The 25,244-nt window shown below is 38.3% G+C and carries 20 protein-coding genes and 1 tRNA gene; 8 read left to right on the forward strand and 13 right to left on the reverse strand.

Going from position 1 to position 25,244, the window contains the following annotated elements:
- Positions 1–49 precede the first annotated feature (49 nt).
- The 6 genes from G440_RS19460 to G440_RS0104310 all read left to right on the forward strand — a co-directional run bounded on the left by G440_RS19460 (position 50) and on the right by G440_RS0104310 (position 4,178).
- Complete coding sequence (locus G440_RS19460) at positions 50–550, forward strand: DUF4870 domain-containing protein (RefSeq protein WP_034258941.1); 501 nt, start codon at positions 50–52, stop codon at positions 548–550.
- Positions 534–785 (forward strand): hypothetical protein, encoded by a 252-nt coding sequence (locus tag G440_RS21175; RefSeq protein WP_157417847.1) that lies wholly within the window; start codon positions 534–536, stop codon positions 783–785. Before G440_RS19460 ends, G440_RS21175 begins: the two co-directional genes overlap by 17 nt.
- Positions 715–1,053, forward strand: a complete 339-nt coding sequence (locus G440_RS0104295; RefSeq protein ID WP_026450175.1) for a PadR family transcriptional regulator — start codon at positions 715–717, stop codon at positions 1,051–1,053. Before G440_RS21175 ends, G440_RS0104295 begins: the two co-directional genes overlap by 71 nt.
- Positions 1,050–2,765, forward strand: coding sequence for a PspC domain-containing protein (locus G440_RS0104300; RefSeq protein ID WP_026450176.1), 1,716 nt, complete (start codon positions 1,050–1,052; stop codon positions 2,763–2,765). The genes G440_RS0104295 and G440_RS0104300 overlap by 4 nt, the downstream gene beginning before the upstream one ends.
- A gap of 106 nt (positions 2,766–2,871) precedes the next feature.
- Positions 2,872–3,588 carry a head GIN domain-containing protein gene (locus G440_RS0104305; RefSeq protein ID WP_026450177.1) on the forward strand — a complete coding sequence of 239 codons (717 nt, stop codon included), beginning with the start codon at positions 2,872–2,874 and terminating at the stop codon, positions 3,586–3,588.
- 158 nt (positions 3,589–3,746) lie between these two features.
- A complete protein-coding gene (locus G440_RS0104310) occupies positions 3,747–4,178 on the forward strand; it encodes a hypothetical protein (protein ID WP_026450178.1) in 432 nt (143 codons plus the stop codon).
- 75 nt (positions 4,179–4,253) lie between these two features.
- Here G440_RS0104310 and trxB read toward each other — a convergent pair whose 3' ends face one another.
- Together trxB and mqo are read right to left on the reverse strand one after the other, a co-directional pair.
- Positions 4,254–5,216, reverse strand: a complete 963-nt coding sequence (trxB, locus tag G440_RS0104315) for a thioredoxin-disulfide reductase (protein WP_026450179.1) — start codon at positions 5,214–5,216, stop codon at positions 4,254–4,256.
- 110 nt (positions 5,217–5,326) lie between these two features.
- The gene (gene mqo / locus G440_RS0104320; RefSeq protein WP_026450180.1) at positions 5,327–6,829 is read right to left on the reverse strand and encodes a malate dehydrogenase (quinone); all 1,503 of its coding nucleotides are present in this window, start codon (positions 6,827–6,829) and stop codon (positions 5,327–5,329) included.
- 209 nt (positions 6,830–7,038) lie between these two features.
- Here mqo and G440_RS0104325 point away from each other — a divergent pair.
- Positions 7,039–7,112, forward strand: a tRNA-Pro gene (locus G440_RS0104325).
- A gap of 531 nt (positions 7,113–7,643) precedes the next feature.
- Here the strand turns inward: G440_RS0104325 and G440_RS0104330 are convergent.
- From G440_RS0104330 to G440_RS0104385, 11 genes are all read right to left on the reverse strand, one after another.
- Positions 7,644–8,159 (reverse strand): EF-hand domain-containing protein, encoded by a 516-nt coding sequence (locus G440_RS0104330; protein ID WP_245574823.1) that lies wholly within the window; start codon positions 8,157–8,159, stop codon positions 7,644–7,646.
- A 258-nt stretch (positions 8,160–8,417) separates the two neighbouring features.
- Positions 8,418–10,157, reverse strand: coding sequence for an efflux RND transporter periplasmic adaptor subunit (locus G440_RS0104335; RefSeq protein ID WP_026450182.1), 1,740 nt, complete (start codon positions 10,155–10,157; stop codon positions 8,418–8,420).
- A 186-nt stretch (positions 10,158–10,343) separates the two neighbouring features.
- Complete coding sequence (locus tag G440_RS0104345) at positions 10,344–10,835, reverse strand: DUF305 domain-containing protein (RefSeq protein ID WP_026450183.1); 492 nt, start codon at positions 10,833–10,835, stop codon at positions 10,344–10,346.
- Positions 10,836–10,847: 12 nt separating this feature from the next.
- Entirely contained in the window at positions 10,848–13,823 is a 2,976-nt protein-coding gene (locus G440_RS0104350; RefSeq protein ID WP_245574824.1) for a heavy metal translocating P-type ATPase, read from the reverse strand.
- A gap of 162 nt (positions 13,824–13,985) precedes the next feature.
- Positions 13,986–14,441 carry a heme-binding domain-containing protein gene (locus G440_RS0104355; protein ID WP_026450185.1) on the reverse strand — a complete coding sequence of 152 codons (456 nt, stop codon included), beginning with the start codon at positions 14,439–14,441 and terminating at the stop codon, positions 13,986–13,988.
- Between the two features lie 78 nt (positions 14,442–14,519).
- Complete coding sequence (locus G440_RS0104360; RefSeq protein WP_026450186.1) at positions 14,520–15,125, reverse strand: DUF3347 domain-containing protein; 606 nt, start codon at positions 15,123–15,125, stop codon at positions 14,520–14,522.
- Between the two features lie 52 nt (positions 15,126–15,177).
- The gene (locus tag G440_RS0104365) at positions 15,178–17,514 is read right to left on the reverse strand and encodes a multicopper oxidase domain-containing protein (RefSeq protein ID WP_026450187.1); all 2,337 of its coding nucleotides are present in this window, start codon (positions 17,512–17,514) and stop codon (positions 15,178–15,180) included.
- Positions 17,515–17,578: 64 nt separating this feature from the next.
- A complete protein-coding gene (locus G440_RS0104370) occupies positions 17,579–18,145 on the reverse strand; it encodes a helix-turn-helix domain-containing protein (RefSeq protein WP_026450188.1) in 567 nt (188 codons plus the stop codon).
- A gap of 2 nt (positions 18,146–18,147) precedes the next feature.
- A complete protein-coding gene (locus tag G440_RS0104375) occupies positions 18,148–19,383 on the reverse strand; it encodes a TolC family protein (protein WP_026450189.1) in 1,236 nt (411 codons plus the stop codon).
- A gap of 10 nt (positions 19,384–19,393) precedes the next feature.
- Positions 19,394–23,248: an efflux RND transporter permease subunit gene (locus G440_RS19465; protein ID WP_034258944.1), complete on the reverse strand. Its 3,855-nt coding sequence runs from the start codon at positions 23,246–23,248 to the stop codon at positions 19,394–19,396.
- A 134-nt stretch (positions 23,249–23,382) separates the two neighbouring features.
- Positions 23,383–23,799 (reverse strand): HYC_CC_PP family protein, encoded by a 417-nt coding sequence (locus G440_RS0104385; protein WP_026450190.1) that lies wholly within the window; start codon positions 23,797–23,799, stop codon positions 23,383–23,385.
- A gap of 295 nt (positions 23,800–24,094) precedes the next feature.
- On the opposite strand from G440_RS0104385, the gene G440_RS0104390 reads away from it, so the two are divergent.
- The gene (locus G440_RS0104390) at positions 24,095–25,009 is read left to right on the forward strand and encodes an NADP-dependent oxidoreductase (RefSeq protein WP_026450191.1); all 915 of its coding nucleotides are present in this window, start codon (positions 24,095–24,097) and stop codon (positions 25,007–25,009) included.
- The last annotated feature ends 235 nt before the right edge of the window (positions 25,010–25,244 follow it).

Consider the following 25,244-nt stretch of genomic DNA (forward strand, 5'->3'; position numbering starts at 1 on the left):
ACATACTACTGTCTTTTAGACATATATTTGTATAAGAAAATATAAGGCTATGACAACTACAATTTCAGAAAACCAAAAAAACACGAGTGCTTTTATTCACTTGTCAACATTTTTAAAATACTTTTTCCCGTTCGCGAATTATATCGCCCCACTTCTAATTTGGACTTTTAACAAGGAAAAGCCCTTTGTTGACGAGCATGGGAAACAGGCTATTAATTTTCAGCTAAGTATTTTGGTGTATACCATATTAATAGGACTGATCTGCTTGCCATTTTTTATAATTTTCGCAACCGATTTTATTTCGCTAATAGAAACCATCAATAACAATACGGGACATTTTTCGGTAAACAACATTCAAAATATTTCAGGATACATTCTTCTTTTTGGTTTAGCATTGATCTTATTATTGGGATTATTCGTTTTTGAACTTTATGCCGTAATCAATGCCTCTATCCACGCATCTCGCGGACAACTTTATCAATATCCACTTTCTATACCATTTATAAAAACCAACCCTCAAAATCCAATTCAAAATGAGCACATTAGTTAGTTACCTATTGGCTGCCATTTTACAGTTTATAGGTCTAAGCGTACCGACGGAACAGGAATCTGTTAGCGAGTTGACTCATCAACAATTCGAAGAAACCACAAGTGCGCTTCCGTATTCATTCATCATCAACAACGAACAAGAATTAAAAACAAACATTAGAAAAAATGAAAATCGAAAACACAAAGGCGCAGATGCGAAAAGGGGTTTTGGAGTTCTGCATCCTTTCCGTTCTTAAGGACGGCGAGGCATATACTTCAGATATTCTGGAAACTCTCAAAGATGCGAAAATGCTTGTCGTGGAAGGCACCATTTATCCGCTGCTCACAAGGCTTAAAAATGCGGGACTGCTTTCATATCGCTGGGAGGAATCTACCGGCGGACCACCGCGAAAGTATTACAGTCTTACTGATAAAGGTAAGTTATTTTTAACCGAATTGAACAGCACCTGGAACGAATTGCAACAGGCTGTGAATATAGTAACCAGCGAAAAAAACACAAAATGAACAAGACAGTAAACATTAATTTGGCAGGTATTTCCTTTCACGTAGACGAAGATGCCTTTGGAAAACTTTCGCGCTACCTAGACGCCATCCGTAGATCACTAAAACACGATGAAGGAAGTGAAGAGATCATGCAGGACATTGAAGCCCGTATTGCGGAACTTTTTTCTGAAAAAGTAGAAGGTTCAACACAAGTTATAACATTAAAAATGCTTGATGATGTAATCGAAATCATGGGACAGCCCGAGGATTACGAAGTTGACGATGAAATTTTTGAAGACGTTCCCCCACATTCCAAAGCCGACGAGAAAGCACGTGGAACTTCCAGGCGCAAACAACTGTTCCGAGATCTGGACGATAAATACATCTCTGGTGTCTCTTCTGGAATAGGACACTTTTTAGGAATAGACGCAATTTGGATCCGTCTATTATGGGTTCTTTTAGTAGTTGCCGGTTTCGGTTCGCCTATCCTTGTTTATATATTGTTTTGGATTTTGGTTCCCCCAGCTTTGACTACTTCTGATAAACTGAAAATGACAGGAGAACCCGTTAATATTTCAAACATTGAAAGAAAATTTAAAGAAGGTTTTGACAATGTTGCCGATAGAGTGAAAAACGTAGATTATGACAAGTACGGCAATAAAGTGAAAACCGGGGCTTCAAACTTTTTCGATTCCTTAGGGGAAGTAATCGTAGTACTGTTTAAGATATTCGCAAAATTAATTGGGGTGCTTATAATTATCGTTTCCCTCACAACCATCATCGGATTAGTAATTGGATTTTTCACCTTAGGTTCTATAGATTTCTGGGGAAATACTGAAATAGCCGAGAAAATTGCAATGGTAGATACCACCAATGCGCCCATCTGGTTAATGGCTTTATTAGTCTTTTTCGTAGTTGGAATTCCATTTTTCGCGCTGTTTGTTTTAGGTTTAAAGTTGTTAATCAGCAACCTAAAGTCGATGAGCTCTACATTAAAAATCTCCCTAATCGTTATCTGGGCGCTCTCTCTAATAGGTTTAACCATATTAGGGATCAAACAAGCGACGGAACAAGGATATGATGGAAATTACATCGAGGAGCAAGCTTTGGCCTTAAACACGGGAGACACCTTACATCTTTCTATGCGAGCCGATAAACAGTTCAGCTATAAGGTTGGACGAAGCAGTGGTTTGGAGTTGAAATATAATCAGGATAATAAACGTGTGATTTATTCGAACGATATTTCAATAAATATAAAATCGACCAAAGATTCAACTGGAAAAATTGTGATTGAAAAAACAGCCCAAGGAAATAATAATCTAGATGCTAAAAAACGAGCAGAGGCAATTGACTACAGGTTTACAATTAATAACGATAACCTCATACTCGACGGATTTTTCACAACTAATACCGCTAATAAATACCGCGATCAGCAAATAGAAATAACTGTTTATTTGCCAGAAGGCACCATTCTTTATTCCGAAGAGAACACGAATTCTTATTACGGTTATAATTCAGACTTTAAGGAATTGAGCAATTGGGATAACGACGCACATTATTATAGTGTATTAAAGAATAAATTTGAATGTTTGGATTGTCAAGAAAAGGAAGAAATCCTTCAAGAAAACGATTCTTTAGAAACAATACATTTAGAAAAAGCTTCTGACACCGTAGAAGCCATTCAGAATAAAACTTGGGAAGAGCAAGTACAGGAAGACTTAGGAAACGATTAACTGCCAATATGTTTAACCCAAGTTTCAATGCACACTACCATAAACTTTTAAACCCTCCTTCGACGGGCAAGCTCATAAACTTTTTTAACCATCAAAAACTAAAATTATGAAACCAATCCATTTAATAGCCACTTCGATTATAGCATTAATTTTCACTTCCTGTGTCATTAATATTGACGGCGAAAAGGGTAACGGCAATGTCGTGACCCAAGAAAGAGATGTTACTGAAAATTTTACAGAATTGCGTGGCAGCGCTGGTCTTGAGGTTTACCTAACCCAAGGCGATGAAAATAAAATTGTAGTTGAAGCCGATGAAAATCTACTGCAATACATTTCAACAGATATTAAAAACGGAAAGCTTCACATTACCACTTCAGAAAACATAGGGCGTTCTAAAGCAAAAAAAGTATATGTTACTTTTAAGGAATTAAACAACATTGAAGCAAGCAGCGGTGCAGATGTCATTGGAAATTCAGTGATTAAAAGTCAAAACCTGTCGCTTAGAAGTAGCAGCGGCGCAGATTTAAAAGTCGAAGTGTTTTCACAAGACCTCGTCATCAAATCCAGTAGTGGCTCAGAAGTAGACGTTTCTGGAAAAGCATCTTCATTAAAAGCTGATGCCTCTAGCGGAAGTGAAATTGACGCAGAGGAGCTTTTAGTAGCTAGTTGTAATGCAGAAGCCTCTAGTGGAGCCGAAGTAACCGTGAATGTAAAAGATAAATTAGAAACACACGTAAGCTCTGGCGGATCTATAAATTACTACGGAAACCCAGTTTCGGTAGATTCCAACAAAAGCCATTCGGGAAGTGTGAAAAAAATGTAAATTATAGCTATCGACAGTATTTACATTCGGAAATAGACCTCGAATTGCCAAAAAAGGCTTAACAGATTCACAAAATACTGTTAGGCCTTTTATCATTTATAATTATTTTAAGAGGATTTCTTTCATAATCAAGCAACTTTGAATAAAAACCTTAAATTATGAAAAGACTTTTTGTATTATTAGCAATAGTTGTTTTTGCTTCCTGTAGTTCAGATGATGATTCAGGGGATGCATACACTAGCGAATTTGAGCAAATTAAAACCACGCTTCCGCAGGGTCAATGGAAGATCAGCACACTTATTAGTAATGAAGCAGATCATACTTCAGACTTTGAAAGTTTTGTCTTCACTTTTAACGAAGACGGCACGGTAGACGGAGAAACCGATTTATTCAGTGAAACTGGAAATTGGACTTATGACAACACCTCCAGTACTTCGGAAAAATTGGTTTTAGAATTTGGAGAAACTGAACCATTTCCTCAGATTAGTGATGACTGGCATATTATTTCGGTCAGCACTTCAAAAGTTGAACTTTCAGACGATGATAATGCGAGCGGAGGGACCGAACTTCTAACTTTCACAAAGTTATAAGCCTTCATCCTGACAGTATATCAAAAGAAAATGCCGCAAAACGCGGCATTTTCCTATTCTAATAAGCTTCTTTAATTAAGCTGTTACTTCAGTTTCAACAGTAGCAAGATAACGTTCTGCATCTAATGCAGCCATACAACCGGTTCCGGCAGCAGTAACCGCTTGACGATAATCCTTATCTTGTACATCACCACTTGCAAAAACACCAGGACGATTGGTCTTGGTAGTTTTTCCTTTTGTGATTACATATCCTGTCTCGTCCATATCCAACTGACCTTTAAATATTTCAGTATTTGGTTTATGTCCAATCGCTATAAACAGACCGGTAATTTCAATTTCACTTTTCTCTCCTGTTTCATTATTAACCATTCTCAGGCCTTCCACAACTGTATCACCTAAAACCTCATCAACTTCTGTGTTGTAGAGAACCTCGAGATTTTTTGTGTTGTTCACTCGGTGCTGCATCGCTTTTGAGGCTCGCATGAAGTCTTTTCGAACCAACATAGTAACTTTATTACAGATGTTCGATAAATAAGTTGCCTCTTCCGCAGCTGTATCACCAGCTCCTACTATGGCAACATCTTGACCTTTGTAGAAAAAACCATCACAAACCGCACAAGCAGATACTCCACCTCCACGTAATTTTTGTTCGCTAGGAAGTCCTAAATATTTTGCAGTAGCCCCTGTTGAAATAATAACCGTTTCGGCCTCAAGTTGCGTACTATTATCAACCGTAATTTTATGAATGCCACCAGCTACTTCACTAAATTCAACATTAGTAACCATTCCAATTCTCACTTGGGTTCCAAAACGTTCCGCTTGTTGTTGCAGCTGCACCATCATAGTTGGTCCATCTATCCCTTCAGGATATCCTGGAAAGTTGTCAACTTCTGTAGTTGTAGTCAGTTGTCCACCTGGTTCCATTCCTGTGTAAAGAACAGGTTTTAGGTCTGCACGTGCAGCATAAATAGCAGCTGTATATCCCGCAGGACCCGAGCCGATAATAAGGCATTTTATTCTCTCAATAGTTTCGCTCATGATATTCTCTTCAATATATTTTTCAAAGTGCAAAAATAGCAACTTTCACAACAATGTAGTCTTAAAAGTTATGAAGAATTGTTATATATGCATTAGTCAAGGTTATTCTTTCACTTCAGAAGCTTAATTTCAAGTGTTTCAGAGCATTGTTTTCTAATGGCTTTGAAATCTTCTACATTTTCCGCTATTTCCTTATTCCAAAAGGGAACCATTTCTGAAAACTTCTCCTTCCATTCAGAAGACTCCGCTTTTTCAGGATAAGCAAAGTGTAAGAGCTCAATCATAATATCGACTGCTACAGAAGCTCCAGGAGATGCACCCAATAGGGCCGTAATTCTGCCGTCTTTGCTGTGAACCACCTCTGTTCCAAATTCAAGGATGCCTCCCTCCTTTTTATCTCTTTTAATAATTTGAACTCGCTGTCCGGCTACCTTTAACTCCCAATCTTCAGCTTTAGCATCTTTTACAAATTTTTGCAATTCATTCATTCTATCATCGTGCCCCATTCTTACTTGTTCTATCAAATATTTGGTAAGCGGAATATTGTGCCAGAATACGCCCCACATAGATGGAATATTATCAAACTTGATGCTTTTAAAAAGATCAAGGAAGGAACCTTCCTTTAAAAACTTTGTACTAAACCCAGCAAAAGGTCCAAACAAAAGTTCCTGTTTTCCGTCTATGTAACGAGTATCTAGATGAGGCATGGACATTGGCGGCGCACCAACTTCTGCTTTACCATAAACTTTAGCGTGATGCTTTTTTATTACATCTGGATTATTACAAATGAGCCACTCCCCGCTCACTGGAAAGCCTCCATAACCCTCTTTTTCCTCAATTTCAACCTTTTGAAGCAAAGGCAAAGCACCGCCTCCGGCACCAATAAAAACATGTTCTGCGTCGCAATAAACCTTTTCTTTAGTTTTAAAGTTTTTAATTTTTACCAGCCAATCTTCACCTTTTGTAGGATCTACATCTTCTACCTCGTGCATGGTATGTACCGGTGTATCAAATTTTTCTTCTAAGATTTTGAAAAATGTACGCGTAAGGACGCCATAATTTACTTCCGTCCCCAATTCCATTCTTGTGGCAGCTACTTTTTCTGAAGTATTCCGTCCGTTCATCATTAACGGAATCCAATTTTCCATTTCATTAAAATCTTCAGAAAACAGCATTCCTTCAAACATAGGATGCTTCGTCATTTCTTTTACGCGCTTTTTTAAAAATGCAACATTATCTTCTCCTTCTACCCAACTGTGGTGAGGAATGGGATGCATAAAATCTTTGGGGTTATCAATGAGTTTATTTTTTATCAAAAAGGACCAAAATTGTTTCGACTTTTCAAATTGGGTACACACCTTGATCGCTTTGGAAATATCAATAGAACCATCTTCCATTTCGGGGGTATAGTTCATCTCACAAAAAGCAGAATGTCCGGTACCGGCATTATTCCAAGCCGCGGAACTTTCTAAAGCAACCCGGTCAAGTCTTTCGAGAATAAGTATTTTTTGATTTTTGTCAATAAGTTTTAGCATTAGCGCCAGCGTTGCACTCATAATTCCGCCGCCAACACAGATTAAATCGTAATGGCCTTTGATTTGTTTATCACGCATATTTCAAGTTTTACTCAAAATTAGACAAAGAGGTATTGCATTGTACTTAAAGAAATATTAATAATTAAAAATAGTTAAAGGATATACTTGAGTTTTTATTGAATTATTCAAAAAGCAACTTGCCATACTTTAATATTTGACTATTTTTGCCCTTCCAAAATTCTGCTTTTGGAATTTGACTTTTGGAATTTGCAGCGAAAGCTGTATTTCGGGATGTAGCGCAGCCTGGTAGCGTACACGCCTGGGGGGCGTGGGGTCGCAAGTTCAAATCTTGTCATCCCGACTTAACGGAAAATGATCTGGCTTGGCCAGATCATTTTTTATTAACAGCAACGTCAAAAGCTCGCTTTTGTAAGTAGCTGGAAATAAAAAATGAGAACTCGATAAGCGTTCATTTTACATTTGCAACGAGGGTTTATTAAGATTCTGTAAATCTCTTTGTAAGTAGCTGGAAATAAAAAATGAGAACGCGATAAGCGTTCATTTTACATTTGCAACGAGGGTTTATTAAGATTCTGTAAATCTCTTTGTAAGTAGCTGGAAATAAAAAATGAGAACGCGATAAGCGTTCATTTTACATTTGCAACGAGGGTTTATTAAGATTCTGTAAATCTCTTTGTAAATGGACGGATATAAAAATGCTGATCAAAATCGATATTTCCTCATTCCAGTTCTATCACGGTCTTTTGGAAAGTTAATATTTGGCTTTCTTTAAAGTATTATTCAATCTTACAATTTAAACCTATTGTAAAATCAAAAAGGGGTTTACGGCCACTTACGAAGCCATAAACCCTTTAAATCCTTAAAAAGGTACTTAGATTTTCGTAATTTGTCCACAAGCTACTGGAATTGTAGCCACATAAGAACCGTCATTGTTTAAGCCATGCAATACTATGCTTCTATCTTCTAGAGCACCAAGTGCATCAGCTGTTAATACGCCATTTTCTCCAAGCGTAAAGGTTTTGGTAAAACTTATTTTTCCATTTGCATCAGCAGTTGGAAAATCCTCTAATGGCAATAATACTGCGCCATAAAAAGGAGCTCCTTCCGGAATAGTTATTATACCATCACCATCTGTATCTGCAGAAGCTGGAGGACAGGTGGCATTCGAACCATCATCCTTACCGTGAATATGCTGCGGATGGAGCTTACTTGGCACCATTCCAGTTGCTTCAATCTTTACGGTGATTGTATTCATATCCACTGAAATACTTGCCGTTCCAGACGCACCAGAGTTGTTTAATTGATTTAAAGTTGCTGCATAATTTTGTACTACAGGTCCATTGTCATCGTCTGAACTACAACTAGCAAATCCAATAAGCACTACCATTGATAAAATAAATAATTTTACTGTTTTCATAATCTTTAAATTTTTGTTGTTTTTATTTGTTAGAATTATGAACACTTACGGGCACAAAACTGTAGTGGTTTTCTTTTTAAATCCATTTTAACTTTGAGAGTGTAATTTTAACGGGTTTTAACGGAAATAGAACGGCTTTATTGAAGGCTACAATTTTTAAGAATAATTATACATTCAATACTTTTGATATAAATGAAGTAAATAAGCCAGATTATAGACCTTTACAATTCATTCAATTAAATCTGAAATCTCACCGCAATTCAGCATACTAGCACCAAAATAAGGATTCTGGATTTTTTTATTTTGACTCAACCAATATGCGCCTACATCATTATTCGCCATGGGGCAGTAAGCCACATATATCTTTTGGTTGATTCCAAAAGTCTTAAGAGCATTTATAAAATGTCCTGAGAGAGAAACAAAATACTCTCTTTGTTTTTGGATATCCGATGTGTTGGATATTTCGGTAGCAGATTCTTTTAGTTCCTTTTCGAGTCGCATCCAATGCGTATGTGCATCCTCCTCTTTTAACAGCTTCATATCAACAATTTCGATACTTTTAAGTATGTCACTAGCACCCTTTTGAGGTAATTCCGAATTGTCATTGATCAAAGCTAATTCTATGACCATATAATTATCAAAAACGACTTTGAGTTGTTCTTGGAATTCAGAGGAGACCTCAAAGCGTTTCACCTTAGCTAAATGATTTTTAGAATACATTTCTGATTGGTCTTCCGCATTCATCATACTCTTTTTACCTTGCAACTGAGCCGCTGCATCTACAGTAAATGTTCCATTTGTAACAATTTCCTCACCATTGAAAAGTCCATCTGCTATAGCGTAAAAATCGCCATTTTTAGTTCCTAAGATCACTTCGCGCATTTCGAAAACGGGTTCGTCAGGATTCGTTTTCACATATACTAAGGACCTGTTTCCCGTCCAGAGTACTGCGGTTGCAGGAACGGTAATCGGTGCTTCTAAGTTAGTGCTCTTTGACATCACCACTTTTCCTGTGACGAACATTCCTGGCTTTAATAAATTCTCCTTATTATTTAAGGTGGCACGAACGGAAACCGTTCTGGATTGTGTATTTAAAGATGGGTCAATAAACGAAACGCTAGCTTCAAATTCTTTGTTTGGATATGCATTCGTGGTAACTGTAATTTTCTGACCTTCTTTTAGTTGTGAAATTTGACCTTCATATGCATCAAACATTGCCCAAACGGTACTTAAGTCACTCACTTTTACAATAGGTTGGCCTTGCTTAACAAAATCTCCTTCTTCAGCCATTTTTTGGGAGACAGTACCGGATACCGTTGCATAGATAGGAAAATTTTCACGCACCTTGCCTGTGCTTTCTATTTGGTCAATTTGACTTTCTGAAAGTTTCCACAACTTCAATTTATTGCGAACCGCCTTGTATAATCCCGGTTGGGTATCCTTCATATTTGAAGCCGTTATCAATTCTTGCTGTGCAGCAACGAGCGTTGGCGCATAGATGGTTGCCAATAATTGTCCTTTACGGACTTCCTCTCCCGTAAAATTGACGTTTAGTTTTTCAATTCTACCTTCAAAATAACTCGCCTGTACTGCATTAGCCTCTTCGTTGGGAAGTATTTTTCCAGAAAGGCTCATCGTGTTATCATCACTCTCAGAGGCATTTCCAACAATCGTTGTTTGGATATTTGCTAAAGCCATTGCGTTGGTGGACATTTTAATCTCGTTTAAAGCAAGCCCTTCCCCACCAGTTTCCGCTGGGATTAAATCCATTCCACAAATAGGGCAATCTCCTGGTTCGGGTTGCATAATTTGTGGATGCATAGAACAGGTCCACATTTGAGGTTTAGTTTCGGTGCTTTCGGAAACTTCAGTTGTATTTGAATTTCCTTTGTTTGAAGTTCCGAAGAACACATAGCCCAGGATAAGTCCTATGGCTAAAATTGCTATGTAAATAATGTATTTTTTCATGATTTATTTTTTTGTCTTCCTCCAAACCTGACAGGTAAGTTTGCTTCGTGCCTCGCAATGCCTGTCAGGTTTATATTTTGCGCTAGGGATAGCAGCGGCATCCTTTTTTTTTATTTTTCTGAAAAAAAAGATATAGCGGAAAGCCCGCCTTCCTGCCGGCAGGCAGGCCCGAGCGCCCGAATAATTCTATTTATTATTTTCTAAACGCTTTATCATTTCTTTCATCTCTCCAATTTCCTTTCGCTGTGCTTTGATGATATCATCAGCCAGTTTTCTTACTTCGGGATCTTTTATATCGGCTCGTTCACTTGTTAAAATCGCAATGGAATGATGCGGAATCATTGCTTTCATCCACAAAACATCACCAATAATTGGGCTTTGGGCCCTCACCAAGCCAAGCGCGCCAACAAATAGAATCAAGCTACCTAATAAAATAGCCATATTCTTTTTTTTGTTTTGGTACATTTTACGCATTACCACAAACATTATAATCGCCATTGCCGAAATACCCAAACACGTCATATAAAATCGCGTAAGACTAAAATATACGTGGTCTATGGAATATGTGTTTAGATACATTGTGATGTACATTGCCACAAAAGATGCCGCCAACATAGCGACAAATTTTGTGTAATTGTTCTTGCTTTTCAGAGTGTGTGATTTATTTTCTTTGTTCATAGCTCTAATTTTTTAGTCGATTGATTTAGATTTAAGTCGCAAGGCATTCGCAATTACCGAAACAGAGCTAAAACTCATTGCAAGTGCCGCAATCATTGGAGAAAGTAAAATACCAAAGAATGGAAATAAAACACCTGCGGCAATGGGTACTCCGAGCGTATTGTAAATTAATGCGAAAAATAGGTTCTGTTTTATATTACTCATTACGGCGTGGCTTAGGTTTTTTGCCTTTACTATGCCGTGCAGATCACCTTTTACCAAGGTTATCATGGCGCTTTCTATGGCAACATCGGTTCCGGTTCCCATTGCGATACCAACATCGCTTTTGGCTAATGCCGGCGCATCGTTTATACCATCGCCCGCCATAGCTACCACTTTTCCTTGCTCTTGCAATTGGGTTACTTCTTTCAATTTATCCTCGGGGAGCATTCCGGCTTTAAAATCGGCTAAATTGAGTTCACTGGCAACCGCTTGGGCGGTGTCGTGATTATCTCCCGTGAGCATTATTACCGAAATCCCTTGATCCTGTAATTCCTTAATGGCTTTTGCGCTTGTTGCTTTTACTTTATCGCCAATAACAACGTAGCCTGAAACCTCGCCATCTACTGATAAATAAGAGACTGTTTTGCCTTGCTTTTGAAAGGATTGTGCTTCTTGCTCCATTTCTGCTGAAATAGTTGCATTGGCATACTCCATCATTTTGGAGTTTCCTAAATCCAGTTTTTTTCCCTCAACCGTTCCTTCTACTCCTTTACCCGTTACAGCGCTGAAGTTTTCGGTTTTTGATAGTTGTGCTTTTTGCTCTTTACCATATTTTACGGTTGCTTCCGCCAGCGGATGTTCGCTAGAGCTATTCAAGGAAGCGATAAATTTTAAAATTTCGGCCTCAGAATATCTTGAGCCAAAGACTCCAATTTTCTCTACTGTTGGTTTTCCTTCGGTGATTGTCCCCGTTTTATCAACAATTAGCGTATCTACTTTATCCAATTTTTCTAAGGCTTCGGCGTTTTTGATCAGTACGCCGTTTTGTGCACCTTTACCAACCCCCACCATTACTGACATGGGTGTGGCAAGACCTAAAGCACACGGACAGGCGATAATTAAAACCGCAATGGCATTTACTAAAGCATAAACGTAAGCAGGTTCTGGACCCCAAATTGCCCAAACCGCGAAGGTGATTAAGGAAATAATCACGACAACGGGAACAAAATATCCTGAAACGGTATCGGCCAATTTCTGAATGGGTGCCCGACTGCGACTAGCATCATTCACCATATGGATAATCTGGGAAAGTAAAGTATCGCTACCCACTTTTTCAGCTTTCATAAGGAACGACTGGTTACCGTTTATTGTTCCGCTACTTACTTTATCGTCTTCAACCTTATCTACAGGAATGGGTTCTCCCGAAATCATAGATTCATCAACTGTTGTTTTTCCTTCGGTTATAATTCCATCAACGGGAATTTTATCGCCTGGTTTTACACGTAGAATATCACCTTTTTCAATTTGGTCTATAGAAACTTCTTCTTCATTTCCATCTACAACACGAACAGCTTTATTGGGAGCAAGTTTTAATAATTCTTTTACTGCGGAATTTGTTTTGCTATGTGCTTTTGCCTCTAAAACTTGCCCCATCAATACCAAAGTAAGAATTACAGCTGCGGCTTCAAAATAAACGTGAACGGCACCAGATTCTGTTTTGAATTGTTCTGGAAAAAAATCTGGAAACAACATCCCGAAAATGCTAAAAATCCACGCCACACCAGCTCCAATACCAATAAGGGTGAACATATTTAGATTCCACGTTTTAATGCTCCGGTAGGCACGCTCAAAGAACATCCAAGTAGCATAAAAAACTACAGGAAGGGAGAGTGCGAACTGAATCCAATTCCACCCTTTTTGTTCCATTATCTTGTATAACGGATTATTGGGAATCATTTCACTCATTGCGATTAAGAAAATTGGAATTGTAAAACCAAGTGCTATCCAAAATTTCTTAAGTAATTTTTTATAAGTCTTTTCCTCTGCGGAAATATCGGGTTGCATGGGCACTAAATCCATCCCGCATATTGGGCAAGCACCCCGTTCATCCCTTATTATTTCGGGGTGCATTGGGCAAGTCCATTGTTCCGCCGTTGTTGCAGACAGGTTTTGTTCTTCCACTAAATCCATTCCGCAGACTGGGCAATCACCTGGCTTGTCGTAAGTTTTGTCGCCTTCGCAATGCATTGGGCAGTAAAATGTACCGGAACCGCTTTGTGCCGCTCGTTTCTTTTCTTTTTCTTTTTTATGCTTCTCCTCGGCATCTAAATCTTCAGGAAGTGAAATACTGTAACTTCCACCATCGTCTTTCAATGCTTTTTGAAATGTTACCAATGGAATGTGCTTTTCCATTTCGATGCTTGCTTCTGCTTTTTCTAAATCTACAGATGCCTTTGAAACTCCATTGACTTCACTTAAAGTATTTTCAACGTGGCTTCGGCAACCGTTACAGGTCATTCCGTGTATTTGATAGGTGTGTTTCATTACCCTATTTTTACCTCCATTTGGCATTTGGATACTATATCGCCCACCATCTGCAAGAAGTGCTTCTTGAAATTTTTCGATAGGAATATGTTTTTCCATTTCGATTGTAGCTTTCTCATTTTCCAAATCGACTGTAGCCTTTGAAACTCCATTGACTTCACTTAAAGTATTTTCAACGTGGCTTCGGCAACCGTTACAGGTCATTCCGTGTATTTGATAGGTGTGTTTCATTACCCTATTTTTACCTCCATTTGGCATTTGGATACTATATCGCCCACCATCTGCAAGAAGAGCTTCTTGAAATTTTTCGATAGGAATATGTTTTTCCATTTCCATCGTAGCTTCCTCATTTTCCAAATCGACTGTAGCCTTTGAAATTCCATTGACTTCACTTAAAGTGTTTTCAACGTGGCTTCGGCAACCGTTGCAGGTCATTCCGTGTATTTGATAGGTGTGTTTCATAATAGATTTTAGATATTAGACTTTAGATGTTAGATTTTATACACCTTGAAGTCTCTATTAAATTTATGCTCTGCTGAATGTTCATTAATATAGTCCTAATTTCAGTTCTAAACACCTAACAGAGTAGGCTGCTTCGTTCCTAGCAAGGTCGTCAGATTTATTTTATTGTAAACTATCTTTTATTTGCATCAAATATTTTATAACCATGTTTTTTTTAGAATCTGATAAAAATGCCTCCCGATGAATTAAAGTGTAGGAGAACAAGGGCATTTCATCGTCTTTGATCTGATTGGTGATGGATTTTAATTTACCATTTTTTCTTCTATCGGAAAAGTCATCCCACGCATTAAAATTCAATTCTGCTTTTCCTTCTTTAATATGATCTTCCAAAAACCAAGCTGCCGCATGAATTTTGTTATACCAAGAATATTCCGTGTTATTACTGTGACAATCATAGCAGGACACTTGTAATAGTGAGCTAATATTTTTTGGAGTATTGTTTACCAATATAAAATCTGTTTTTGGCACTTCATCACTTTGGTTGCGCTCTGTGGGCAAAAACTGTATGCCCACAAAACTAACCAATAAAATCAGCGCTATTATTTTTAGAATTTTCATAATAAACTCGACTTAGGTCGTTAGGTTTTAAGACCCAAGGCTTTTGGAATTGCTCTTTAGTCATACGTCATACGTCTTTTAATTTATCTTCTTTTGGACCTTCCCGCAATTCATCATTTTGCTGCCGTAATATGGATTTTTTACCTTTTCTTCCATACTTAACCACGCACCGCCGCCATCATACATTGGACAATATTGTTGGTATAAGGTAGTGTCTGTTCCAGTGATAGCTACCATATCCATAATATCCTTGCTCAAGATCTTGAAATGTTCGCGTTGATGGTCCATTTCACTCTTTCCAATATGTTCTGCATGTTCCTTGGCATCTGCGATGATATCTTTTAGCTCTTTTTGCTGTTCGGAAGTGTAACTACTCACATTAAAATTCTTTAAAGTGCTTTCAAGTTTCTTGCCGGCCTTTGCGGAAGCATCTTTATCGGTGGCTACCAGGGCATCTTTAAGCACCATATAATCTGCTAAAACTTGCTTAGAATCAGAATTCTGCACCTCGGAATCCATCATATCATTAGATGCATTCATAGCATCGTGGTTTATAGCCTGATTCATTTCAGGGTTTATGGCAGCTTCTTCTGAATGCTCAGTTTTACCGTCTTTGCAAGACATTGCTGTTAGACTTACGAAAGCCATAGCCATAATTGCTGTTGTTACTTTTACTTTCTTCATTTTGAAATTGATTAAAATTAATACTTGTTTTTATTTGAATTCTATTGAATTATTAAAATCTCATTGAAAGTCCCCCACCTGCACCAAAACGGTTGTCGTAGCTTGCCTTCAATGAAAAATCTCGGGATAAATAATATTCTACGCCTGCATTCCAAGTGACTTCGTTAGCAAAATTATCTCCCATAGGGAGATCATCAACCCATCCAAAGTTGGCTTGATATTCGTACATTCCGAAAATTGAAGTTCTTGGAAAAATCATGATTTCACGGCTTAGACTAATTTGTGGTCGCAACTTGCTGTCAATACGTACATCAAGATCGAAAAGATAAGGTGTCAAAAATCGAATTCCGGCAATTGCTGTGGTCGAGATTTCATCCATACTATCTCTCACTTCATTTTCAACATTCACACCTCCAAACACTCTAAAATAATCGTTCAAATAACGTTCGTAGGTAACTTCGGTCTCAAGATTTTTGTTCCAACCGTATTCCCCGGAAACATTAAATTGATTTCGGAGATTGGAAGCTACAAAATCAAATGAAGACATATGTGAAGCGACATCCAGCGTTGACCAAGCATAAAATTGATCTGCTTCCTTCAGTAGATTTTTTATGGGGTATTCCGCCATTCGTGGATCGCGAGGCGTGTCATAACTTACTACGCGCGCCATCCCGCTCATCATATGATAGAGTATATGACAATGAAAAAACCAATCGCCATATTCATCGCCGTCATTCCCGTTAAATTCTATGGTTACTTGCTGCATTGGCGCTACGTTCACCGTATGCTTTAAGGGCGAATATTCTCCATTTTCATTAATTACTCTAAAAAAGTGTCCGTGTAGGTGCATCGGGTGGTGCATCATCGTTAAATTATTGAAGGTTATTCTAGTAATTTCTCCGCCTTCTATTTTAATTTTGTCTGCTTCACTCAAGGGAATGCCGTTCATACTCCAAATGTAGCGTTGCATATTCCCCGTAAGATTTAATAGAATTTCCTTAACCGGAAGGTTTTTATCGTAGGTAGATTTTTCTGGTGATTTTAGATAATCGTAGTTGTATTCGGAAAACATTTCCATTCCGTCCATATTAGAATGATCCATCTCCTCTTTATTTGATGAGGAATCAGAACCCATTTTCATTTTGGAGTGATCCATCTTGGAGTGATCCATTTCCATCCCCTTCATAGTTTTAGTTGAATCTGTTTTCATCTCCATTTCGGAATGATCCATTCCTTCCTTGCCGGCAGGCGGGTTCATTCCATACTCCTCCTTCATTTCAAAACGTTCATCTTTCTTTGGTTGAAATTTTAGGGCGTGTGCCCCCATTTTCATATCCATTTTTGCCATTTTCTGCATCATCTTAATCTTATCGGGTTTTGTGATAACCTCTGCTGGTAGAATGACTCCCGTTCCAAAATAGGCTGTCGATGTTCCGGAGCCATCCTGAGCCATTGCCCGTAGTTCAATCTTCCCACCTTGGGGGATGTTGATTATAAAATCGTAAGTTTCGGCCGTAGCTATAAAGGTTTTACTGTGTTCTACCGGAACAACATCTTTCCCATCAGCAGAAACCAACAATGGAGACTCACCGCCAAATGTCATCCAAAATTGAGAGGATGCCGAACCGTTGATTATTCGCAAACGTACTTTTTCACCTGGCTTAAATTCTGGATATTCCACAGATTCCTTACCATTTATTAAAAATGCGGGATAATATACATCAGCAATATCTGCACCACCCATTCGCTGTCTCCAAAAATCGAGTTGTGCACCTAAGGCGCCGCGCGCAATTACCTTATTCAAGGGCGTTGACGTTCCTTTCTTCATTTGATACCATTCGTTGCCACGCTTTAAATTTCTCATTACGGTTTTCGGCTTTTCATTGGTCCAATCTGATAGCATCACTATTAAATCTTTATCATATTCCAAGGTTTTCTCTTTAGGATGAATTAACAAAGAACCAAAGACTCCACTTTGCTCTTGCAGCATGGTGTGGGAGTGATACCAATACGTACCCGATTGCTTCAATGGAAATTCATATTTAAATGTTGTTCCCGGTTTGATAGGCGGTGTAGTTAAATAGGGCACTCCATCCATAAAGTTGGGCAAAAACATTCCGTGCCAGTGAATGGAAGTTTCCACACTCATTTCGTTTTTTACGTAAATAACCGCGTATTCGCCTTCGGTAAATTCTAAAGTTGGACCAGGAATAGTTCCATTAATGGTCATTCCTTTCACTTCTTTACCTGCTTTATTGACCATTTCTTCCTTGATGGTCAAGGTGTATTCATTCACTGTCAGATTATCTACATTGCCTTCCACAGTTTGCGCAAAAACCGAATAACTGCAGATTAATAGGAGAATGAAGGAATAACTTAAATTTTTCATTTATTTATTTTTATCAAATGTAATGTTGATGTTCAGAAACTTGTGTCATAATATTGGTTCATAGTTATATAATTCGGTCTAAAGATGACCGATCATTACGCTGTTGTGCTTTGTAATTAGTTAGGCTCATTCCCGTTTCGGTTTTAAATTGGCGGCTTAAATGATTAATGTTACTATAGTTCAGTAGTTGGCCAATTTCGGTGAAATTGTATTCTTGATTTTGAACGAGTTCCTTAACCTTTTCGATCTTTAGTTTGATGAAATACCTTTCTATGGTAATACCTTCCTTTATAGAAAATAACTTACTTGTTTTGGAATAATCTTTTTGCAATTTTTCCTCCAAATAAACGGAAAGCTTTCGATCAATATCCAATGGCAATTGCTGCAATAATTTAATGAGTTCCATTTTTACCTGCTCTACCAACTGCTTTTCCGGACTGTCAATCAGCGAAAAACCATTTTTCTCTAGAATGGAAATCAAGATTGTTTTGTCTTCGGAATCTTGAATATTCAATTTGATTTTCCCCAATTCAATTTCTAGCAATTCTATTTCCTTTTCCTTCAATTCGTCCTGCAATACCTTGATACATCTATCACAGACCATATTTTTTATATAGAAATCTTTTATCATAATTAGTCGATTAAATAGTTGATAATGGACGATTGCTCATAGTATAATTTGATCGATTCAATTTGGCTCATCTGAAACTTTAACTGTAATTCCTGAATATCCAGCACATCATTAAAATCTATGGTTCCAGTTTCGTAATTCTTAATTAATATTTCCTCTGCATCTTCAGCTTGTTTTAAATTCTTTCCTAGGGTGTTGAATTTAATTCGAGACTGGTTCCGTTGGGAAATAGCTTTGGACAAATCAGCTTTTAAGGAATTAAGACGTTCTTCTTTTTGGGATTGGATTTCCTGTTTGCGCAGTTCATTTTGCCTGGATTGGGATTTATATTTTTTGTTGAAAATTGGAATTGATACCGAAAACATCGGCATCACCATATCTTTAAAAGAGCTGGTTATCATTGGGCTGTTTTCTTGATTGATATATTCCACTCCAAAACCTATCATCGGACCATTTTCTTTTTGGTTTAACAACTCAGATTGTTCCACAGATTCATAAAGTTTGTCATATTTGAGCAATTCCGGGTTTACCGACAAGGTCTCATAGCTGTAAAAATTATCGTCTTCTGGAATTTCCATAGGGGAAACCACCGTCACAATTTTATCAAAATCCCTGTTTAACAAACTGTTCATAGCTGCCTGGATTCCCTTATTCTGTTGAATTAATACATCTTTTTCCTGTTGAAGTTCGTTCTGCCGAATTTGTAACCGTAGTACGTCAACCGCAGAGGCTTTCCCCACTTCCACGGAAGTGAGGGCAAGTTTTTCATAGGTCTGCAGAAGTGCTATATTTTTATCAAGCACTTCTTGTTTGGATCTAATTTCATAGAGCAGATAATAAAATTGGGAAACAGAAAGTGCTAGCTTACGCTTGGCGATCGTTACTTCCACATATTGCGCTTCAGCTATTGAGGAAGCGTAATCTTGCCGTGCCGATATGGTTCCAAACCACGGTAACATTTGCATTACAGAGACTTTAAACCGATCCATGGGCATTTCCATTTCAGGTTTTATAGCCATTACACCAACATTAAATTCGGTATTTGGCAAGCTGTTTACTTCATTTACTTTTTCGGAAACAATCTTATACTGAAAATCAAACTTTTCAATTTCAGGACTGTTGGTAATAGCTTCGTCTATATAAGTCTGCAAACCCTGGCTGTAACCTGAAATACTCAAGAAACAAGAGCCGAGAATCAGGATGGCTTTTGGTATTATATGATATTTTGATTGTCTCATTTTTATTGTTTTAATCTTGGTTCTCAATCCTTAATTTTTTATACCTCCTTTTTGCTAGGCTTTCCTTTCTCCAACTAAACAATACCGGAACCACAAAGAGGGTTATCAAAGCAATCAACATTCCACCAAAACTTGGAATTGCCATTGGGATCATTATATCACTTCCTCGACCAGTAGAGGTTAGAATTGGCAACAAAGCAAGAATAGTCGTGGCCGTAGTCATCAAGCAAGGACGTATTCTTTTCATTCCGGCTTCTACTACAGATGCGCGGATTTCGGTTACATTTTCGGGATCGTTTTTATCAAAAGTTTGGGTGAGATATGTTGCCATAACTACCCCGTCATCTGTGGCAATTCCGAAGAGCGCAATAAAACCTACCCAAACGGCGACACTCAAATTGATGGTGTGCATCTGAAACAGATCTCGTAAGTTTTCCCCAAAAAAGCTGAAGTTTAAAAACCAATCCTGCCCATAAAACCAAATCATCAAAAAGCCACCGGCAAAAGCTACGGCAATTCCTGAAAACACCATTAGCGAGGTAGTCACTGAGCGGAATTGGAAGTAAAGGATCAAAAAGATGATCACCAAGGCCAGAGGCACGATTACGGAGAGTGTTTTTTCAGCCCGTAACTGGTTTTCATAGGTTCCTGTAAACTGATAATTAATTCCTTTTGGAACTATGAGCTCTCCATTGGCAATTTTTTCTTTAATTAAGGCTTGCGCATTTTCTACCACATCAACTTCTGCAAAACCATCTAGTTTATCGAATAGTACATAACCAACTAAAAATGTATCCTCACTCTTGATCATCAGCGGTCCCTGCTCATAGCGAATATCTACAAGTTCGCCCAATGGCACCGGATTTCCTTTTTCTACGGGTACATAAATATTTTTTAAATCCTCGGGGTTAGCTCGTAGCTCACGCGGATAACGTACTCGTACTCCGTAACGCTCCCGGCCTTCCACTGTTTGCGTCAGTGGCATCCCTCCTATCGCTACTTGGAGAATTGCCTGAACATCTTCAATGGTAACTCCATAACGGGCAAGACGATCCCTCTTAATATCTATTAATAGATAAGGCTTTCCTACAAGACGATCTGCAAAAACGGCCTCTTTTTTAACTCCTTCCGCTTCTTTCAGGATATCTTCAAGCTCAATTCCAAAGGCTTCGATTTTTCGAAGATCTTGTCCTTTCACTTTAATTCCCATCGGGGCTCGCATTCCTGTTTGCAACATCACCAAACGAGTTTCAATAGGTTGTAATTTTGGAGCAGAGGTTACCCCGGGTATTCTGGTCACGCGCACTATTTCATTCCAAATATCGTCTGGAGATTTTATTTCGGGTCTCCAGTTCCGGTAAAACTCGCCGTCGTTATCTTCTATCAAATCTTTTAATGGTACGTCCAGTGCGGTTGAGATTCGTTTTCCTGCTTTTTGAGCATTTTCTACCCCGCTCGAACTGACATCATAATTCGGGTTATCAACCAGACCGCCATCTTTTAATAGAAACAATCCATCCTCATTCACCTTAAACCTTTGACGCTTTCCATCTTCATTTAGTGCGTATTCCGACTTATATTGAATGATATTTTCATACATCGATAATGGCGCGGGGTCGAGCGCAGATTCGGTTCGTCCTGCTTTCCCAACAACGGTTTTAATCTCCGGAATTCCCGCCACAGCCATATCCAATTGCTGCAATACACGTTTATTTTCATCTACACCTGAATGGGGCATTGAAGTAGGCATCAATAGAAAAGAACCTTCATTTAAGGACGGCATAAACTCCTTGCCCGTGTTCTGCCAAATCAAAACTCCACAAACAAGGATCAGGGTTGGAAGCGAAAGAAATAATATTTTGTTGCGAAGTGCCCAACCTAAAATCCGAGTGTAATATTTTTGAAATAACCAGAATACCGCTAACAATCCAAAACAGATTAAACCGACAAACAAAAGGTTCCAAAATATACTTTTATCAACCCCAAGAGGACGCCAGAATTCAGCCAACAAGAAAACAACGGCCAGCGCAGAAATAAAGATATTTATGGTATTGGCGCGTTTATCTGAAAGTGTTAACTCATCGGATATTCTGGAAGCAATCTTTTCGTCTTTTAAAAGGCCTGTGATTCCAAAGCCAATTAAAATCAGCCCTAACCAATATCCAAAAAATATGGCTGTAATTCCTAAAAGGATTAACAGTCCGTTGATTATGTTAACGGTGGCATTTCTAATACTTTTTCCTGCCTGCCGGCGGGCATGGCTTCGGAATAAAAACGCAGCAAAAGGTGGGATTAAAAATAAAGCCACTATAAAGGAAGCGGTTATGGCCATTGTTTTTGTAAATGCCAAGGGCCGGAATAACTTTCCTTCGGCACCGATCATTGTAAACACTGGAATAAAGCTGATAATGGTAGTAAGAACCGCGGTAAGAATCGCTCCAGAAACTTCAGCACTAGCATTATAGACCACCGTATTAATTGGCAGTTTGACACCAGTTTCGGCAGAACGGTCCTTTTCCTCATCCAGATGCCTGATTATATTTTCAGATAGTATGACGCCAATATCCACCATTGTACCAATGGCAATGGCAATACCTGATAAGGCTACAATATTAGCATCAACATTAAAGAGCTTCATCGCGATAAAGACCATTAAAACCGCCACGGGCAGAAGTCCAGAGATAAGTATGGAGGCTCTTAGGTTAAAAACCATCACGATAATTACGAAAATTGTAATGAGTATTTCCAGGGTTAAGGCTTCGTCAAGCGTGCCCAGGGATTCCTGAATAAGTTCCGAACGATCATAAAAGGGTACAATGGTAAGTTGGGAGGTAGTGCCATCGGAAAGTTCCTTAGAAGGCAAACCAGCACTAAGCTCGGCTATCTTTTCCTTTACATTATTGATAACTTCCATCGGGTTTGCGCCGTATCTCGCCGTAATAACGCCGCCTACTACCTCAGCCCCTTCCTTATCCAAAATGCCTCGTCTTGGGGCAGGACCTAAACTTACATTTGCAATATCTTTAATTCGTATAGAAGTATAATCTTCCGACGTTACAACGGCTTCCTCAATATCGGCTATAGACTTTATATATCCTAGACCACGCACCAAGTATTCGGCCTGATTGATTTCCATCGTTTGGGCGCCGATGTCCTTATTACTTTCCTTAACTGCTTTGACGATTTCCGCGAGGCTGATATTGTACTGGCGCATCAATTCAGGCTTTACGTCTATTTGATACTCCTGCACATAGCCTCCAATAGATGCTACTTCAGAAACTCCACTTGCCGAAGAAAGCGCATATTTTACATAGTAATCTTGAATGCTCCGCAATTCGTGCAAATCCCAACCTCCGGTCACGTTACCATCTTTATCGCGCCCTTCCAAGGTGTACCAATAAATTTGTCCCAATCCTGTGGCATCTGGGCCCAAAGATGGATTTATGCCTTCCGGAAGTAAACCAGCCGGTAAGGAGTTTAGCTTTTCCAAAATGCGGCTACGGCTCCAGTAGAATTCTATATCCTCTTCAAAAATGATATAGATGCTCGAAAAGCCGAACATAGAAGAACTACGGATGGTTTTTACTCCAGGAATACCTAACAGCGTTGTGGTAAGCGGATAACTTATTTGATCTTCTATATCCTGAGGGGAACGCCCTTCCCATTGGGTATACACAATTTGCTGGTTTTCGCCGATATCAGGTATTGCATCAACGGCAACAGGGTTGGTGGGAATCCCGATAGCTATCGGGACCGTGTCCCAGTTAAAAGGTGCGTTTACGACACCCATACCTACAAAAAGTGCGAGTAACAAAACGGCAACCAGCTTGTTCTCTATGAGAAATTTTATGCTTTTATTCAGCATGTGTATTGATTGTTAAACAGTTAAAAATTGAATAAGATTCTAATAAGATCAGAAAATTAAACACAACAAAATGAGCCCAGAATGGCAGTAACCATTGGGCTAATTTTCCGGTGAAACACCGGAACTGTTTAAAATCAAATTAAGTACGTCTCGTGGAGCTTTTGTATGTCCCGTATGAGTAAGGGAGGCTTATAATCTCTAAAAGGAATGATGTTGGTATCAAGATCCTCAAAAAGATTTATATATGTGTAGAAAAAAGTAGCAACAAAAGTTTGCTGCTCAAAATTTAATGTATCAAATGATATTTTAAGGTCATCCTGACCTTCAACAACTATTTGTTTATCGGAACAGCAGGAATCATCAGGAATTCCAATTTCACAATCATCACTTGGTTGCTCTGTTTCCATCCCGCAGGTATGCGCATTTTGGCTAAGAGAGAAATCTACAAGACTTTCTCCACAATAATGCATATCCACAGTGAACGACATCGTGGTAAATAATACCAAGGTCGCCAGACAAACAGACACTATTTTATGAAAAAATGAATTCATTAGTTTGCAAATTTATAAGAATTATCGATACGTCGCTGTGTTTAGGATGATTATTAACAATTTATAAACTTTTACAATGTGTATTTCTAAAATGAATTTATTCAAATCGGTGAAAAATGTCTAGAAATCTACCGCAGGTAATTTTTCTAATTTCGACAGTATCTTGAATTTTAGAAAGTTTAAAACTTAAGGTTATCCCAATTCCGAATACTTAACTTTTCTTTTGAAAATGGCTTAAAAGGTTTATGTATATTGAATTTTACGAAAAAAACATTGAAAAACAGAAAATATGAAAATGAAAGCAATACAGATTGACGAATACGGTGATGAAAACGTTTTAAACTACACCGATGTTGAAAGACCTGAACCAAAAGCAGATGAAATCTTAGTAAAAGTAAAGGCAGCCGCGGTAAACCCCGTGGATTGGAAAATCCGTGACGGAAAAGGGAAAGATTTTGGAATGAAGTTACCCTTGATTCTTGGGGCTGATTTTGCAGGAACTGTTGAAGAAGCTGGAAGCGCCATTGAAAAATTCAAAAAGGAAGATGAAGTTTACGGGAAGATTCTCACAGATTGCTATGCCGAATATGTGATTGTCAAAGAAAATGAACTAGGTAGGAAACCAAAAAACCTCGATTTTAAGGAAGCAGCTTCCATCCCAATGGGTGCTTTAACAGCCTATCAGGCAATTTTTGACACCGCCGGACTTAAGAGTGGTCAAAAAATACTTGTCCACGGTGCATCTGGAAGTGTGGGGTCTATGGCGGTTCAGCTGGCAAAAGCAAAAGGAGCTTATGTTATTGGATCGGCATCTGGAAGTAATAAAGACTTTGTTAAAAAGATGGGAGCCGATGAATTCATCGATTATAAAACCACAGATTTTGAGGAAGTAGTCAAGAATATTGACGTAGTCTTTGATCCTGTTGGTGGGGACACCAACAAACGTTCTTATCAAGTTTTGAAGGAAGGTGGTTTTCTAGTATCTCTCGTTCAAGGAGGTTCTGAGGAACTGATGAAAAAATACAATGTTCAAGCTAAAGTAATGGCTTCGCATCCAGACCCAAAACAGTTAAACGAAATCACTGAACTTATAGAAGCTGGTAAAGTAGTTACAAATGTTGATAAAATTATGCCACTTTCCCAAGCAAAGGAAGCACAGGTATTAAGTAAAGAGCGCAAAGTAACTGGAAAAATTATTTTAGAGCCTTAATCGAGCTGAGTTCGAAATAAGATGAAGCTGCTCTAAAATTAAGTTTAGCAGAGTATTTGAAATTATTTCTCTATTACTGGCATAAAAATATGCCAGTTAAATTAAAAGGGTTGGACTAATTTAAAGTCTAACCTTTTTCTTTTAAATGATTTATTAGGCCCATTTGACTATTTAAAACTATTTCTGAGTACGTTTAACAATTGAGGCGTAAGACATAAGTTAATCACTCATTTTC

Source organism: Aequorivita capsosiphonis DSM 23843 (genome assembly GCF_000429125.1).
Classification (GTDB): domain Bacteria; phylum Bacteroidota; class Bacteroidia; order Flavobacteriales; family Flavobacteriaceae; genus Aequorivita; species Aequorivita capsosiphonis.